We start from the raw sequence: 16,603 nt of genomic DNA, 5'->3' as shown, positions 1-16,603 counted from the left end.
TATGTCACACCAATCTGATCTGATTGCTTCCGATATTCTCGAATACCTGAAGCAACACGAAAACAAAGAACTGCTGCGTTTCCTGACCTGCGGTAACGTCGACGACGGTAAATCAACCCTGATCGGCCGACTGCTGCATGACTCTAAAATGATCTACGAAGATCAACTGGCAGCGATTGAAAAAGACAGCGCGAAATCCGGTACCACCGGCGAGAAAATTGACCTTGCCCTGCTGGTAGATGGACTTCAGGCGGAACGCGAACAGGGCATCACCATCGACGTTGCCTATCGCTACTTCTCTACGGCCAAGCGTAAATTCATCATCGCTGACACCCCGGGACACGAGCAGTACACCCGCAACATGGCGACAGGCGCGTCTACCTGCGACCTGGCGATCATTCTGATTGATGCCCGCTACGGCGTTCAGACTCAGACCAAGCGTCACAGCTTTATTGCGTCACTGCTGGGTATCAAGCACGTCGTCGTTGCAGTGAATAAGATGGACCTGCTGGATTTTGATGAAGAAACCTTCAACAGAATTCAGGCGGACTACCTTGAGTTCTCTAAGAAGCTCCACCTCGACAATATCTACTTTGTGCCTATGTCTGCCCTCGAGGGTGACAACGTCGTAGAAAAGTCTGCCCGTTCGTCCTGGTACCAGGGACAGACTCTGATGGAGATTCTGGAAACCGTTGAAGTTGCCAAAGACAAGAACCTCGACAACTTCCGTCTTCCTGTGCAGTACGTTAACCGTCCAAACCTCGATTTCCGTGGTTTCTGCGGTACTGTCGCAGCGGGCACCATCAAGCCCGGCGAAACCATCATGGCACTGCCATCACAGAAGACGTCTAAAGTCGAAAGCATTGTTACTTATGACGGCAATCTGGAAGAAGCCTTCGTGGGTCAGGCAATTACCCTGACTCTGGAAGACGAAATTGATATCAGCCGCGGCGACGTCATCGTTAAAGTCGATGACCGCCCGGAAGTAGGTAACCGTCTGAACGCGAACATCGTTTGGATGACTGAGAACCCAATGGTTCCGGGTAAGCCATACGACCTTAAGTTCGCCTCCAGTGCTACCACAGGTACTGTCAGCCAGGTTCATCACCTGATTGACGTTAACACTCTTGAACAGAGTGCAGCCGACCAGGTGAAACTGAACGAAATTGCTCTGGTAGAAGTTGCACTGGATAAGTCGGTACCGTTTGATACCTACAGCAAGATTCCGGGCACTGGCGCCTTCATCATCATCGACCGACTGACTAACGTCACCATCGGTGCCGGTATGATTGTTGGCAGTGCATCAGCATCTGCTGGCAACTCAGCGCCAGTAAGCGCTGTTGAAAAAGCACGTCGTTTCAACCAGAAACCAGCGATCGTCGCAGTCAATGCTGAAGATCCGGTAAGCGTAGTTAACGCGCTGGACCGTCGTCTGTATGAAATGGGACGTGTAGCTGGTATCGCCACTGCCGATACTGCTCAGATCCTGAAAGACAACGGTCTGGTGGCTCTGGTGGCTGGCGGCGCCGACGGTGCAGACATCAGCCTGGCGGCGGATCAGGAGTCTCTGGACAACCTGATTGCTGACCTGCAGGAGCAAGGCATTATCTGATAACGCCCCGCTCTGGTATCAGAAAGCCCCGCACTGCTGAAACAGTCCGGGGCTTTTTTATTTCTGGCTGAAAGTTTTCTAACTCTTTGAAAATAGTAACTAAAAATTGTTGACAGCTTTCAGGATGCTGGCATAATACGCGCCACTTGAGACGCACAAGCGGCCAAGTATGAAGTGGCTATGTAGCTCAGCTGGTTAGAGCACAGCATTCATAATGCTGGGGTCACTGGTTCAAGTCCAGTCATAGCTACCACTGATTCTGAAAGCCCCGGTTCTGAAAAGAACCGGGGCTTTTTTATGTCCGTCTTTTTTTGTATCCCACACCCGCCTTTCCAGACCCACAGGTCGTACATACGGCCCTGAAGGATAACTTCTTCCGCCGGTTTTCATATACTGACAGTAAGATACTCACCGGTTACACAATGCCGGCAATGGTTACTCTAAGCTGTGATGCAGGTTCAATTTATTCTGATGTCAGAGAATATACTGATCAGATGTTCACCTGAGGACTGAAACATGGCTCTACATAAGCTCAGCGGCCAGTCTGCCGAATACGTGCTGACTCGCATCCTGGCCGACGCGATTGATCAGGGGTGGGTTCCCCCTGACGCCTGTTCGGTGACCAGGTTTTCACAACATCTGGATTCAGAAGCACAGCAACAGTATTCCGTGATTACGGAAGCAGGCGAATACTTTATAAAACGTATTCCTGATCAGCCGGGAGCGCGTGACCGGTTTGCAGCAGAAATGAAGTCACTGTTAAAAATCATAGGAACACGCTCGGTGGATACCGCAATTCCGTTCGGGACTGGTATTGTCGACGGCTACTGCTATCTGCTCCTTAACCATCTTCCTCTGGCCGTTCACGGTGACTGGTATCTCGCAGGTCAGCGCATTGCACACCTGCACAACCACACCAGCGAAGAAGGCTATGGCTTTCAGCATACGACTTACTGCGGTACGACAGCCCTGAATAATCAGTGGCACTCCAGCTGGGCAGACTTCTTTGTGCGTCAGCGACTGGAGCCGTTGTTTAAAGCACTGGAGGCGAAAGGAGAGAAATTCACCCGCGCGTCTGTAACCGCAGAAAAATGTTATGACATGCTGTCAGGTCACCAACCGGCACCCGCCCTGCTTCACGGTGATCTCTGGTCAGGAAATATTGGTTTTGTACCAGACCTGGAAAGCAGTAGAACAGTCGTGTTTGATCCAGCCAGCTACTTTGGTGATGCCGAGGCCGACCTGGCAATGACCGAGCTGTTCGGACGTTTTCCTCAGGCCTTTTATATGGGATACCAGAAATATCACGATATTCCGGCCGGGTATCAGGAGCGGCGCGAAATTTATCAGCTGTTTCATCTGCTGAACCACGCACTGATGTTTGGTGGGCACTACGTGCAGCAGTGCCGCGAGCTGATGAAAAGGCTCTGACAGCAGAGCCTTCTCGGCAGTGATCAGGGGTTAAGGCGCTGCTTGTGCCACCCCTGCCCCTCAACAACATATTCCAGACGGTCATGCAGTCGGGCTTCCCCTCCCTGCCAGAATTCCAGACGATGCGGTGACAGGCGATATCCCCCCCAGTGATCCGGCACCGGAATCTCCTTCCCTTCATATTCTTCTTTGAGCTGGGCGAAGCGTGCTTCGAGTGTCGCCCTGTCAGCCAGAGGCTGGCTCTGATGGGACGCCCACGCCCCCAACTGACTTTCTCTCGGGCGGGAATGAAAATATGCCGCTGTTTCTTCACGGCTGATCTTAGAAACCACGCCCTGCACCATGACCTGACGTTCCTGCACCAGCCATGAAAAATGGAGCGAAGCACGGGGATTCATCTCCAGATGACGACCTTTATTGCTGGTGTAGTTGGTGAAGAATACAAATCCCTGATCGTCGTATGACTTGAGCAGCACGATACGCTGCCAGGGCTGCCCCTCGGCGTCACACGATGCCAATGTCATAACCGTTGGCTCGTCAGGCAGCTCAGCCTTCTGAGCCTCAAACCAGGCGTGAAACTGAGTCATAGGATTATCGGCAGCGGTCGTTTCATCCAGACGCCCCTGTGTATATTCACGACGAATTTCATAAAGATTGGCCATCGACGGCTCCTGTGAATCATGACTTCGGCTTATGGTAACATTGCCGCCCGAAAGCGTCCTGACCGAGTGCATGGACGTATCTGTTTCTACGACGAGGCTCATCATGTCATTACAGAACTACCCAACCGCCGGTCTGCTACGCCGCCTGATAGCAATGGCTTACGATGCACTGGTATTGCTGGCGCTTTATCTGGTTACAGGGTTTGTTCTGGTCGGAATCCTCAAAGCGACAACCGGTAACTGGCCGGGACAATTCCCGGCATCAGTCAGCTTCTCGCTCTTCTACAGCATCTGTTTCCTGTACTACATGCACTCGTGGCGTCGTGGGGGGCAAACAATAGGTATGAAATCCTGGGGGCTCTACCTGATCACTGAAGACGAAAAGCCCGTACGCCTGAGCCATTGCATCCTGCGCAGTGCAGCAGGCTTCTTTTCACTGGTTATCTTCGGTCTGGGGTTCTTCTGGATGCTGATCGACGGTAAACAGCGCACCTGGCACGATATCGCGTCACTGACCCGCATCGTCTACAAACCGAAAAACACCGACTGATGAGGAGCAGGCTCAGCCTGCCCGCCGCAACAGATAGATTCCCAGACCTCCGCTCAGGACGATAGGAATCAGACTGGCAAGGATAGGTTCAAACCCGAACACGATGCTGGCGGGAGCGAGCATCTCTTCCAGATACTTATAGATCAGCCCCACCAGAATGCCGGAGAATATCCGTGAGCCTGCAGTGACCTGACGCAGCGGCCCGAAGATAAACGAAGCCCCCAGAAGAACGAGCGCAAAGGTTCCCAGCGGTTGAGTCACCTTCTTCCAGAAAGACAGCATGTAGTTGTCGGTATTCAGGCCCTGACGGCTGAGATAGTCGGCATACCGGTAGAGACCTGAAATAGACATGTCCCGGGGCTCCACCATCACCACACTCAGGCTCTGAGGTGTCAGCTCCGAATCCCAGTGACGGGATCGCTCTTCCGTCACACGGGTCTGAAGTTCACTGATTTCCATATCGCGGATATTCTGCATCTGCCACTCACCGCGCTGATAGATCGCCCGCTCGGCCTCAATCACACGGGTCAGATTCATATCGTCATCGAAAGAGAAAATTGAAATACCGTGCAGCACGCCGTTAGGTTCAACGGCGGTAAAGCGCATAAACTGATCACCTTCGCGATGCCAGTAACCGCGCTCCCGATCACTCAGAACGTTCCCTTGCCCCTGGGCAACGGCTTTCTGGGCCTGCGCGATACGCTCCAGCACCGGAATCGCATACTCGGCCACTAACAACCCAGCCAGCATAAGTACCGCGATCGGTTTCAATACTGCCCAGATGATCCGCCCGACCGACAATCCTGCAGCACGCATTACCGTCAGCTCACTGTTTGCTGCCATGCTCCCCAGGCCCGCAAGGCAGCCAATCAGGGCAGCTAACGGCATGTATTCGTAGGCACGGCGTGGCAGACGCAGCGCCATAAACTGAAGCGCCTCAGTAAAGCCATAACCGCCCTTCAGCTGATCCAGCTCATCGACCAGAGTAAAAATGGCATCAAGGCCAACGATAACCAGAATAACAACCAGAGTTGCCATCAGAATATTGCGGCCAACGTAGCGGTCGAGTCTGTTCATTTCATCGCCCTCAGACGCAGTCTGCGCAGCACTCCCGGCCCGGTAAGCAGTGCCAGAGCGATCGCCAGATAAATCAGATGCAGCGCCCAGAGTCCGGCCTCAGGAAAGCCCTTCTTCTCAATCATGCCACGCATTGCGATCAGCAGTGAGATATACACCATAAAGAGCACAATCGCGGGGAACATTCGGGCAAAACGCCCCTGACGCGGATTCACTTTAGACAGAGGGAAAGCGATCAGAATCAGCACAGGCACCATAATGACGAGGGAAATCCGCCAGAGCAGCTGCGCGCGGAACTTGGGGTGCTCAGAATCAAACAGCTCTGATGTCGGGATCGCTTCCCGGCGGAGTTTCTTCCGCTCCTCAGGCTCGTCGGCTATTTTCACACCGTATTTCTCGAAATCCAGCACGCTGTACTGCAACGAATCCGGCGTAATGTCGAAGCGACGCCCGCCATGAAGTTCGAGAAAGCGCGAGCCCGTCTCGTCACTGACATACTGGCTGCCGCGTTCAGCAACCAGAAGGGTATTTCCATCAGCGATGAAGACGTGATTCATCTCTGTTTTATCCGCAGACAGGGATTCGGTATATGTGACGCGACTGCCCTTTTTGGTGCTCTGAAAACGTCCGGGCACGAGCAGTTCGAACTCCGTCAGTTCAGCCTGTTTACGGTACAGGTCTTCCATTTTCTGCGCGCCGGTCGGGCTCAGATACAAGGAAAAAAAGCCCACGACAACCATCACCGCGAAGGTAGGAATCAGGGTGTAGCCCAGCAGACGATTCTCGGAAAAGCCAGTGGCACTGAGGACAGTCATTTCGTTTTCGGCGTACATCCGCCCGTAAGCAAGCAGAACGGAAATAAACAACGCCATCGGCAATATCATTTCCAGAAAAGACGGCATACGCAGCAGCAGAGTGAAGAACACAATTTCGAGTGACACTTCTCCGGCCGCCGCCGAGGCCAGCTGCTGAATCAGGCGGCCACTCATCATGATCATAAGCAGCACGAGTGTCACAGCCGCCATTGTCGACAGCACATCGCGCGCAAGGTATCGGAACAGAATCAAATCAAAGCCTCAGTGGTCACAGTCGGCACCACAGAATCGGATAAAACACAGGCGCCATTGTACCGGTTTTTTTCAACTCCGTTAGTCAGCCACTTGTTTTTTATCGTTCCGCCCACACACTATAAAAGTTATCCATCCACAATGTGCACAGGTCACTCAGGAGACATCATGGAGTTTTCGGTTTTCACAGGTCAGGCAAACGAAGTAGCAGCAGATTGCCTGGTCGTCACACTCGATCAGAGCGGCGCTCTGTCTGCCAGCGCGGCCGCGGTAGACAGCGCCAGCAATGGTTTCATCAAAGCGCGCGTCGACGAGGGTGATATCAAAGGTGCACCGGGCAAGACACTGCTTCTTCCCGCAGTCTCAGGAATCGCAGCCCGCCGTGTGCTGCTCGTTGGCAGTGGCGAGGGCGAAGTATCAACAGTAACCGCTGGCAAAATCGTGCAGGCAGTTGCCGCGTCAGTGGCATCAATTAAAGGTCGTATCGCCGTGGATCTGACGGCCCTGGCGAGCGAGAAGTTTCCTCAGGCCTGGTGGGCCGAACAACTGGTTCTGGCCATTCATGCCGCACAATATCGCTTTACGGCCACCAAACCCGAAAAAGAAGCAGCGCCAAAAGCAGACGCGCTGACCTGGATCGGTGAAGACGTCACGACAGCCCTGACAATTGCGGATGCAAAAGGTCTGGGAACCTCGTGGGCCAAAGATCTGGGCAATATGCCACCAAATATCTGTACCCCGACGTATCTGGCAGAAGAAGCTGAGCGTCTGAGCGATGAAGCCGGATTCAGCTGCCGCGTGTACGACGAAAGCGAGCTGGACGCGATGGGCGCCGGTGCTTTTGTCTCCGTATCAAAGGGCTCGGTTGAACCCGGAAAAATTATCATCATGGAATACAAAGGTGCGGGCGATGAAGCTCCACATATGATCGTAGGTAAAGGCATTACCTTCGACACCGGCGGCATCAGCCTGAAGCCTGGTGCCAAGATGGATGAAATGAAGTACGACATGTGTGGTGCTGCCTCCATCCTCGGCACAATGAAAACCATTGCCGAGCTGAAACCAGCAATCAACATCGTGGCTGTCATCACCAGTGCTGAAAATATGCCAGCGGGCAACGCCAGTAAGCCGGGGGATGTTGTCACTACCCTGTCGGGTCAGACCGTCGAGATTCTCAATACAGATGCCGAAGGTCGCCTGGTGCTCTGTGATGCCCTCACCCTTGCTATCGGTGAATACAAGCCTCAGACCTGCGTAGACGTTGCAACCCTGACAGGCGCCTGTATGGCTGCGCTCGGAAAAGTAAACTCCGGCCTATTCACCGAAGATGAGGCGCTGGCGACTGAGCTGCTGAGCGCGGGTCAGTACTCTGGCGACCGGGTATGGCGTCTGCCACTTGAGGAAGACTATCAGGCCGGTCTGGATTCAAACTTTGCCGATATGGCAAATATTGGCGGGCCTCTGGCGGGCGCCACAACGGCGGCCTGTTTCCTGTCACGCTATACCAAAGACACGCGTTGGGCGCATGTTGATATTGCTGGCCCGGCATGGGGTGGCGACGGCACCTCGAAAAACTCAACCGGGCGCCCTGTTCCCCTGCTGACAACCTACCTGCTCAATAAGGCCAGCTGATTACTCTGGCAGTACAAAACAAAAAAGGTGGCTCTGCCACCTTTTTTATTGCCGGTACGAAACTAACGACCGAAGAACACGCCCACAGAATCAGTATCACGTTGTTCACAAGAGTTGTTCAGCCCACAGTGAATACGCACGATCCGGTCTGAGGGCACCCCACGTTGATTGAGGTAGGTTTCGACATTATCAGAACGCCGCTTAGCCAACAGCCCGGCTTTTTCTTCCTCATCATCCTGTCCCGCCACCAGAACCACAGTGACGCCTTTGCAACGGAAGAAATCGTCGATGACCCGGTCCAGACCGGATGATTCACTCTCACGTAATTTCGAAGATCCCTCACGGAAACCGACATCCAGCCGCATTCCCACAGCACACTCAGGATTAGCGCGTTGCTTCACTTCCGGATCGGAGGCACGGGACGGACGATAAATCGGAATCGCCCGGACTTCTTCTGTTCTTGGCGCGTACGACACCCGCTCACTGGTTTCTTTTGCAAACGGATACCAGACCAGACTCAGGCCGAACGTCGTGACGTCACCGGCCACCCGCTCAACTGAACCCCGTGCCTGCAACTGACGGGTAAGACCGTAGGTGACACCCGCGCCGACCATAAAATTGAGCTGATTTTCTGTTTCGGTTGCCGCAGAGCCAGAAACAAAGATCCGGCTGAGACCGCCGGAGATATACCAGTTCAGTTTTCGTGGCCAGTCATCGTCATATCGTCGGTTTGCGTACCAGAGATCGGGATACCACTTGGCTGTGAAGGTCGACACGCCGTAACTGAGAGCAACATGCTCTTCATTCTGAGTCGCCGTGACTTCTCCACGATCGGAATAGTCCAGCTCAATCGCAAAGGCATCCAGCATGTCGTACCCGATCCCGAGACCGTATCCGGTATCCTCCAGCTGGTTAAAAGAGACGCCAGTCTCTGGCTCTTCCGGGCTGAACAGGGTGTAATCCAGACGGCCGCTGGTGTAGAAGCGCCCTTCAGAGACTTCGAGCGCCTGAGCCGGAAAAACCATCAGCGCAGGCAGCAGGGCCACCCAGTGGCGACGACGCACAAGCAACAGCGCCAGCAGAGCCCAGGCCGCAGAGAAGCTCCCGAGGCTGGTCGACACGCCAATGTCAGCATCCGCGCCAACCAACGCCGGTGCTTCAGAAACAGGATCGCAGTTTTCAGTACACTCAACCGGTGCAGCCGGCTCGCCAGCCAGCTCTCCCGCTTCCATGTAATCAGGAATGCCATCAAAGTCAGTATCGGTGCACAACGGATATCCCTGCGGACACTCCGCCAGATCGGTCAGGCCATCGCCGTCGCTGTCACCGCCGTCGACACCCGACACCGGATCAACGTGATCAGGAATCCCGTCACTGTCTTCGTCTGCGTAAATAAATGATCCGTAAGTTGTCTCCTCAGCATCGCTGAGACCGTCGTTATCGGAGTCGGTATCGCGATAATCCGGCAGGCCGTCACCATCAGTATCCAGAGGCACCCAGGTATCCCGACGACCATCGTTGTCCGCATCCGGACCATTGTCTGTTTCACCGTCACCATTCACGTCGGCATCGTAAGTATCGTCATAACCATCAAGGTCAGTGTCGTTGCCCGAGAGGCCGGCCTCAAAGGTGTCACTCAACCAGTCATTGTCGGAATCGGTTTCGTTATAGTCAGGGCGACCGTCATAGTCGGCGTCACCGCAGCACTCGTACGCATCTGGCAGAAAATCACCATCGACGTCACCACCACCGCTGACGGTTACCGCATCACGTACGTTCGCTATGCCATCGCCATCGCTGTCGAGCATCAGTTCGACGCTGTCGGCAAGACCATCATCATCGCTGTCAGCGTCAAGCAGGTCCGCGACACCATCGCCATCGGTATCCCACAGTGCGGCATCAGCAATACCGTCACCATTGCGATCAGGAAGCATCATGACCGAGCTATCGATACCATCATCAATGCCGTCACCATCAGAGTCTGCTCCCCGTAGTGCAAGGCCCAGCTCTTCGTTATCACGATAGTCGTCGCCATCAGAGTCCCGCGACAGAGGGTCTGAGCCAATACGGTATTCCACCAGGTTTGACAGACCATCCGAATCACTGTCGTTATCGGTATCAAAAACATCTGGCGTACCATCACCATCTGAATCGACCGGTGCTGCAACATCGCCACCGACCTCTATTCCGTCTGCAACACCATCGCTGTCAGTATCTTCATTAAATGGATCACTGCCGAGAAGCCCTTCTTCCGTATCTGTCAGACCATCATTGTCGTCGTCGGTATCGTTAAGGTCTGAGATAAAATCGCCGTCATTGTCATCTGGCACTGAGCCCGCATCCATCGGGTCACTGCCCGCAGAAGTTTCATCGGTATCTGTGTAGCCATCACCGTCGTCATCCGTGTCTGCGTTGTCGCCAATGCCGTCGCCGTCAAAGTCAGAGGTCTCTGAAGGATCGTCCGGGAAAGCATCATCAGCATCCACCACACCATCGCCATCGGTATCCATCAGAATAAACAGAGTCAGGTAGTCGCCGTCCTCAAGGCTGACGCCGTTAACCACACCCGTCGCGGTATCAACTTCACCTTTCAGAGTGTATCCGGCAGAAAAATTGTCCGAGCCATTTCTGGCGGCCAGAAACACCTGCGAGGCGCCCGGCAGCACCGGCAGCTCGAAGTGCATAGACACTGTCTGAGAAAAACCACTGCGCTGGACCAGCCAGGCCGCGTCGGTACGCTTACCGTAAGGGTCTGTGCCAACCGTGTCGGACAGGCTCATGCCAGAACCGTTATGACCAAACAGGAGGTAACCTTCATCGGTCGCAATCGTAGCGGTACGGGATGCATCTGCATTCGCAGAGGTAAAATCATTCTGGAGTGCCACGGTCAGCAGAGAAGACGACACCGGGCGGGACACCTTCTGATGCATGCCTGACGCATCGTCGCGCCCCAGACCAAAAACTGCAGAGTTGTAATCGGTATCAACCAGGCGACTCCAGATAAGCTGGCCGCTGGCTCCGAGATAATCCTGCTCAAGGTGAATACCATACTTCACCGCCAGATAAGAAAGTACCCGGTTCAGGTCAGCGCCTGAGAGATCCGTCGGATACCAGATGATCTCCATGATATCGCCGCTGAATGCATCGCCCGAAGAGTTCGTTCCGAAGCCCACCGACATGACGTCGCCCGTCGTAAAAGACGGTTCATCCAGAGTCCGTGTAGCGGAATAACTGTTGATGCCCAGTGTGACTTGGTCCACCGAGGCACCACCGATCACACCATAACTGATGGCAGACTGGTTGAGTGGCATCTGAGCGCCGGCAAGGTACGTCAGATCCGCCGCAACGAAACCACTTTCCGCTTCACTGCGCAGCTGCAGTTGTCCGGCGTTGGCGCTGGTCGCGCCCATGACAGAAAGCGCCGGTTCACCCGCATAGTTGTTACTGAACGTCGCTGAATAGTCGTTCGGGTCCAGGGCAGTAATCCGGCCGGCTGCGTCGTCGCTGTTATAGGCAGACTGACGAGTCACCGCAATAAAGGTCAGGCGTGATGCTGTCGCAACGCCATCCGGGACCAGGCCAGAGGAAGGGCTCTGAAAAAGGCGATCTTCGGTGTATCCGGTCGTATATGGGTGAAAGTTGTGCAATGCATCGGCGCTGCTGAGCGCCCACGCAGGTGCAGCGTTGTTGGTAATCGCATTAACAGCGACTCCATTGGCAGACTGGTCCTGCCAGCCAGTAGAGATATCTCCGGCGGCATCAGAACGCAACCAGACTCCCGGTGAAGCAAGATTGCCAGGATAAGCCTGAACTGAAAGCGAAGAACATATAAACACAGCTGCCGACAGCGGACGAAGGCCGTGAATCTTTTTCATATGTTTAGCTCCGTACCCAAAGGGCATGACGAGTGGCGAGCAAACACAATCCGTTGTTTATTTTTATTCCGGATCTGAGATCAGGGAGTGAAGACTGCACCTGATCACTGAGACTATATGAGCCATCCTAGAGATCGCTCGTTAAATTTACAATATGTAACGGCAGCTATTACCGATCACTTACATTAGTGATCATCAGGGAGTGAGCCACTACCCACCCCCCCTGTCGTCCTTTACTGGCCGCGCTTCGAAGACTGATCACCGAAATACACTTCTACACGGCGTTTTTCAAACTCCTGCAGATTACGTGAGTCGTCTATCCCCCGGGAGATGACAACAATGCGGTTAGAAGGCACTCCACGCTCCAGCAGGTAGCGGGAAACGCTGTCAGCGCGCTGTAGCGCAAGGCGCTGATTGTAACGGGCAGCCCCTTTACTGTCGGTGTAGCCGATCAGCGTGATCACAGTGTCCGGACATTCCTGATAGTCATCAGCCGCCTGGTCCAGGCTGTCATAGAAACGTTTAGAGAGTCTGGAGGAATCATACTCAAACAAGACATCCGCACGTGAACGCTCAATCTGGCAGGTTTCTTCTTCCACGACCGGAGCAACCACAACCACCGGCTCAACAACAGGTTCAACCGCAGGGCCGGCGGCTGTCGCCGGAAGTCTGGCCACATCCACTGGATCGTAAAGCAGAGCCTCTGGCTCCTTTCTCACCACAGGCTCAGGCACATACTTAGTTGCCGCTTTGGCAAACGGGTACCAGACAAGGCCCAGACCGTAACTGAGAACATCACCCGAGACCCGGTCGATGCCTGCACGTAGCTGCAGTTTTTCCGAGAAACCATACGACACGCCAGCGCCGTACGTCAGATTGACCTGATTATCGATTTTCTCCAGAGCAGAGCCATCAATAAAGAGACGGCTGAGGCCTGCGCTCAGATACCAGTTAAATTTCTCTGGCCAGTCGTCATCATAACGACGGTTTGCGAACCAGAGATCCGGATACCAGCGCGCGTTTACGCTGGCCGCGGAATACTCGAGACTCACATCACTTGCCAACGCCTCTGCAATCAACTCCCCTTTGTTTGAGTATGTTGCTTCAATCGCCAGCTCATTAAACAGGTCATAACCAGCGCCGATGCGGTAACCCCAGTCATGGCGATCTGTGACGTGGATATCTCCCCCTTCAGTGATCGGTGCAAACCGGGAATACTGCAGCTCACCCGCCAGATACAGACGCTCTTTCTCAAAGCCATCCGCACTGGCAATGGCAGAAACACCTGCCAGCCCAATCACCGCCAGGTGACGGCGACGAACCAGAAGCAGTCCGAGCGCGACCCACAGGAGATTCAGCGAACCTGTCCCTGTGCTGGTTTTGAAGTAACCTTCCCGCGCATCGTTAATGCCGTTGCCATTGCTGTCGCCGTTCTCCACACCATCCGGGCGGCCATCGCCATCCGAGTCTGCATTACGCGGATCGGTGCCGTTCTTCACTTCGTCTCCATCATTAATACCATCACCATCGGAGTCGGCGTTATCAGGGTCTGTACCCAGCTGCTCTTCTTCCTCATCCGTCAGGCCATCGCCGTCTGAATCTGTGTTACCCGGCGCTGGTGATGCGCTGTCATCAGTGGTATCCAGGTAGTCCGGCGTACCATCTCCGTCGGTATCAGCACAATCCGGGTATCCCGCAGGGCACTCATCTTTGTCACTGATGCCGTCACCGTCGCTGTCACCGCCTCCGGTCACGATGTCGTTGTCGTACATGTCCGGAATACCATCGTCATCCGCGTCGGTTTCCATGTAATCCGGAGTGTGGTCACCATCCGTGTCTTTGCAGTACGGATAGCCATCTGCACATTCCAGTGCATCCGGAATACCGTCGCCGTCGCTGTCACCGCCGTCCGGGCCGGACGCAGCATCAACACGATCAGGAATGCCATCTGCATCTGCATCGTTATCCGGGTAGCTACCGTTGACGCTCTCTTCCTGATCACTGATGCCGTCATTATCACTGTCAGTGTCACGGTAATCAGGCAGGCCATCGCCATCAGTATCAATCGGACGCCACAGATCATTTATGCCATCGCCATTAAGATCCGGACCGTTCGTGGTATCACCGTTAACTTCAGCGTCATAGATGTCGTCATAACCGTCGAGATCAGCATCCACACCTGAAATACCCGCTTCGACAACATCATCCAGCCAGTCATTGTCCGAGTCTTCCTGCATGTAATCCGGCTGACCGTTCATATCCGTATCAGAACAGCATTCGATGGCATCAGGAATAAAGTCGCCATCACTGTCTCCGCCTCCCAGTGCAGTGACTGGATCCAGCAGGTCTGCAATGCCGTCGGCGTCTTCATCAGTCATAGCCTCAGCCACATCTGGGCTGCCATCGTTATCACTGTCGGTGTCAATCAGGTTTGGTTCACCATCGCCATCCGTATCCAGAACGGCAAAGTCTGCAATGCCGTCACCATTTTCATCAGGCATACCGGTGTCGTCTGCATCCATCGCATCGTCGATACCATCGTTATCTGAATCAGAGCCCGACAGAGTTACGGCCAGTTCTTCATCATCACGATAATCATCGCTGTCGCTGTCGCGATTCAACGGATCTGAACCGATCAGCGACTCAACAATGTTAGAGAGACCATCCATATCGGAGTCGTTATCAGGGTCCGATACATCGGGTGTGCCGTCGCCATCAGAGTCAACAGGGTCAGATGGATCACCACCGACTTCAGTGCCGTCATCAACGCCGTCTCCATCAGAGTCACTGTCGTTCGGATCAGTGCCCAGAGCATCTTCGTCCTCATCTGACAGACCATCGTTGTCGTCATCCGGATCAGTTGCATCCGACACGCCGTCACCGTCGTTGTCACTTGGCACAGAGCCGGAATCTAACGGGTCTGTGCCCGCAGTGTTTTCGTCTTCATCGCTGTAACCGTCGTTGTCATCGTCAGAGTCTGCGTTGTTTCCAGTGCCATCATTATCGGTATCCGTCGTTTCATTCGGATCTTTCGGGAAGGCATCATCTTCATCGTTCACACCGTCGTTATCGTCGTCGGTGTCGATATTGTCCGGGATGCCGTCATCGTCGGTGTCAGTACCTGCGTCGTCCGGGTTCAGCGGATCAGTGCCGGCTGCCACTTCGGTGGCGTTGCCGATGCCATCACCGTCGGTGTCGTTATCCGGGTCGTTGTTGGCAGCGTCCAGCTCGTCAGATACGCCATCGCTGTCAGCGTCTTCAGTTGAGGACTCCAGCGCGTCGATAATGCCGTCACCGTCAGTATCTGTAGTGCCTTCAGCGCCGTCGTTTTTGCCGTCGCCATCGGTATCAGCGTTCAGCGGGTCAGTGCCATTGGTCGCTTCGTCTTCATCGCTAACACCGTCGTTATCATCGTCGGTGTCGATGTTGTCCGGGATACCGTCATCGTCGGTATCAGTACCAGCATCGTCCGGGTTCAGCGGATCAGTGCCGGCTGCCACTTCGGTGGCGTTGCCGATGCCGTCACCGTCGGTGTCGTTATCCGGATCGTTGTTCGCAGCGTCCAGCTCGTCAGATACACCATCGCTGTCAGCGTCTTCAGTAGAAGATTCCAGGGCGTCGATGATGCCGTCACCGTCAGTATCTGTGGTGCCTTCAGCGCCATCGTTTTTGCCGTCGCCATCGGTATCAGCGTTCAGCGGATCGGTACCGTTGGTCACTTCGTCTTCATCAGACACACCATCGTTATCGTCGTCGGTATCGATGTTGTCAGGGATGCCGTCATCGTCGGTGTCAGTGCCTGCATCGTCCGGGTTCAGCGGATCAGTGCCTGCTGCGACTTCGGTGGCGTTGCCGATGCCATCACCGTCGGTGTCGTTATCCGGGTCATTATTCGCAGCGTCCAGTTCATCAGATACGCCATCGCTGTCTGCGTCTTCAGTTGAAGATTCCAGGGCGTCGATGATGCCGTCACCGTCAGTATCTGTGGTGCCTTCAGCGCCATCGTTTTTGCCGTCGCCATCGGTATCAGCGTTCAGCGGATCAGTACCGTTGGTCGCTTCGTCTTCATCGCTAACACCGTCGTTATCATCGTCGGTATCGATGTTGTCCGGGATACCGTCTTCGTCGGTGTCAGTACCGGCGTCATCAGGGTTCAGCGGATCAGTGCCGGCTGCGACTTCGGTGGCGTTGCCGATGCCGTCACCGTCGGTGTCGTTATCCGGGTCGTTGTTGGCAGCGTCCAGTTCATCAGATACGCCATCGCTGTCGGCGTCTTCAGTTGAAGATTCCAGGGCGTCGATGATGCCGTCACCGTCAGTATCTGTAGTGCCTTCAGCGCCGTCGTTTTTGCCGTCGCCATCGGTATCAGCGTTCAGCGGGTCAGTGCCATTGGTCGCTTCGTCTTCATCGCTAACACCGTCGTTATCATCGTCGGTGTCGATGTTGTCCGGGATACCGTCATCGTCGGTATCAGTACCAGCATCGTCCGGGTTCAGCGGATCAGTGCCGGCTGCCACTTCGGTGGCGTTGCCGATGCCGTCACCGTCGGTGTCGTTATCCGGATCGTTGTTCGCAGCGTCCAGCTCGTCAGATACACCATCGCTGTCAGCGTCTTCAGTAGAAGATTCCAGGGCGTCGATGATGCCGTCACCGTCAGTATCTGTGGTGCCTTCAGCGCCATCGTTTTTGCCGTCGCC

General features: G+C 54.5%; 9 protein-coding genes and 1 tRNA gene. 5 read left to right on the top strand and 5 right to left on the bottom strand.

Annotation, left to right across the window (positions count from 1 at the left end; all coding sequences use genetic code 11):
* Nucleotide 1: 1 nt before the first annotated feature.
* The 3 genes from cysN (at nt 2) to Q1L85_RS07680 (ending at nt 3,043) form a co-directional block, all read left to right on the top strand.
* The gene (gene cysN, locus Q1L85_RS07690) at nt 2-1,612 is read left to right on the top strand and encodes a sulfate adenylyltransferase subunit CysN (RefSeq protein WP_300432773.1); all 1,611 of its coding nucleotides are present in this window, start codon (nt 2-4) and stop codon (nt 1,610-1,612) included.
* Between the two features lie 176 nt (nt 1,613-1,788).
* Nucleotides 1,789-1,865 (top strand) — tRNA-Met (locus Q1L85_RS07685).
* A 263-nt stretch (nt 1,866-2,128) separates the two neighbouring features.
* Nucleotides 2,129-3,043: a fructosamine kinase family protein gene (locus Q1L85_RS07680; RefSeq protein WP_300427977.1), complete on the top strand. Its 915-nt coding sequence runs from the start codon at nt 2,129-2,131 to the stop codon at nt 3,041-3,043.
* 23 nt (nt 3,044-3,066) lie between these two features.
* Here the strand turns inward: Q1L85_RS07680 and pdxH are convergent, their stop codons facing one another.
* Complete coding sequence (pdxH, locus tag Q1L85_RS07675) at nt 3,067-3,705, bottom strand: pyridoxamine 5'-phosphate oxidase (protein ID WP_300427976.1); 639 nt, start codon at nt 3,703-3,705, stop codon at nt 3,067-3,069.
* A 103-nt stretch (nt 3,706-3,808) separates the two neighbouring features.
* Here pdxH and Q1L85_RS07670 point away from each other — a divergent pair, with 103 nt between their 5' ends.
* Nucleotides 3,809-4,255 (top strand): RDD family protein, encoded by a 447-nt coding sequence (locus tag Q1L85_RS07670; protein ID WP_300427975.1) that lies wholly within the window; start codon nt 3,809-3,811, stop codon nt 4,253-4,255.
* Nucleotides 4,256-4,267: 12 nt separating this feature from the next.
* On the opposite strand, the gene lptG is transcribed toward Q1L85_RS07670, so the two are convergent.
* On the bottom strand, nt 4,268-5,332 hold the full coding sequence (lptG, locus tag Q1L85_RS07665) for an LPS export ABC transporter permease LptG (RefSeq protein ID WP_300427974.1): 1,065 nt from the start codon (nt 5,330-5,332) through the stop codon (nt 4,268-4,270).
* A complete protein-coding gene (gene lptF / locus Q1L85_RS07660; protein WP_300427973.1) occupies nt 5,329-6,399 on the bottom strand; it encodes an LPS export ABC transporter permease LptF in 1,071 nt (356 codons plus the stop codon). Before lptF ends, lptG begins: the two co-directional genes overlap by 4 nt.
* Before the next feature lie 168 nt (nt 6,400-6,567).
* Here lptF and Q1L85_RS07655 point away from each other — a divergent pair, with 168 nt between their 5' ends.
* The gene (locus tag Q1L85_RS07655; protein WP_300427971.1) at nt 6,568-8,031 is read left to right on the top strand and encodes a leucyl aminopeptidase; all 1,464 of its coding nucleotides are present in this window, start codon (nt 6,568-6,570) and stop codon (nt 8,029-8,031) included.
* Nucleotides 8,032-8,093: 62 nt separating this feature from the next.
* Here the strand turns inward: Q1L85_RS07655 and Q1L85_RS07650 are convergent, their stop codons facing one another.
* Together Q1L85_RS07650 and Q1L85_RS07645 are read right to left on the bottom strand one after the other, a co-directional pair.
* On the bottom strand, nt 8,094-11,906 hold the full coding sequence (locus Q1L85_RS07650) for a hypothetical protein (RefSeq protein WP_300427969.1): 3,813 nt from the start codon (nt 11,904-11,906) through the stop codon (nt 8,094-8,096).
* Between the two features lie 233 nt (nt 11,907-12,139).
* Nucleotides 12,140-16,603: OmpA family protein (locus Q1L85_RS07645; RefSeq protein ID WP_300432769.1), on the bottom strand; the 4,464-nt coding region annotated here is incomplete at its 5' end.

Origin of the sequence: uncultured Thalassolituus sp. (assembly GCF_950066645.1) — a bacterium.
In the GTDB taxonomy this organism is placed as follows: Bacteria; Pseudomonadota; Gammaproteobacteria; order Pseudomonadales; family Oceanobacteraceae; genus Thalassolituus.
This window is presented reverse-complemented; position numbering and strand designations above follow the sequence as displayed.

What these genes read in the sequence shown, in the direction of transcription:
- pdxH (WP_300427976.1), bottom strand. Translation starts at nt 3,705, where the DNA reads ATGGCCAATCTTTATGAAATTCGTCGTGAATATACACAGGGGCGTCTG.
- cysN (WP_300432773.1), top strand. Translation starts at nt 2, where the DNA reads ATGTCACACCAATCTGATCTGATTGCTTCCGATATTCTCGAATACCTG.
- lptG (WP_300427974.1), bottom strand. Translation starts at nt 5,332, where the DNA reads ATGAACAGACTCGACCGCTACGTTGGCCGCAATATTCTGATGGCAACT.
- Q1L85_RS07670 (WP_300427975.1), top strand. Translation starts at nt 3,809, where the DNA reads ATGTCATTACAGAACTACCCAACCGCCGGTCTGCTACGCCGCCTGATA.
- Q1L85_RS07655 (WP_300427971.1), top strand. Translation starts at nt 6,568, where the DNA reads ATGGAGTTTTCGGTTTTCACAGGTCAGGCAAACGAAGTAGCAGCAGAT.
- Q1L85_RS07680 (WP_300427977.1), top strand. Translation starts at nt 2,129, where the DNA reads ATGGCTCTACATAAGCTCAGCGGCCAGTCTGCCGAATACGTGCTGACT.
- Q1L85_RS07650 (WP_300427969.1), bottom strand. Translation starts at nt 11,906, where the DNA reads ATGAAAAAGATTCACGGCCTTCGTCCGCTGTCGGCAGCTGTGTTTATA.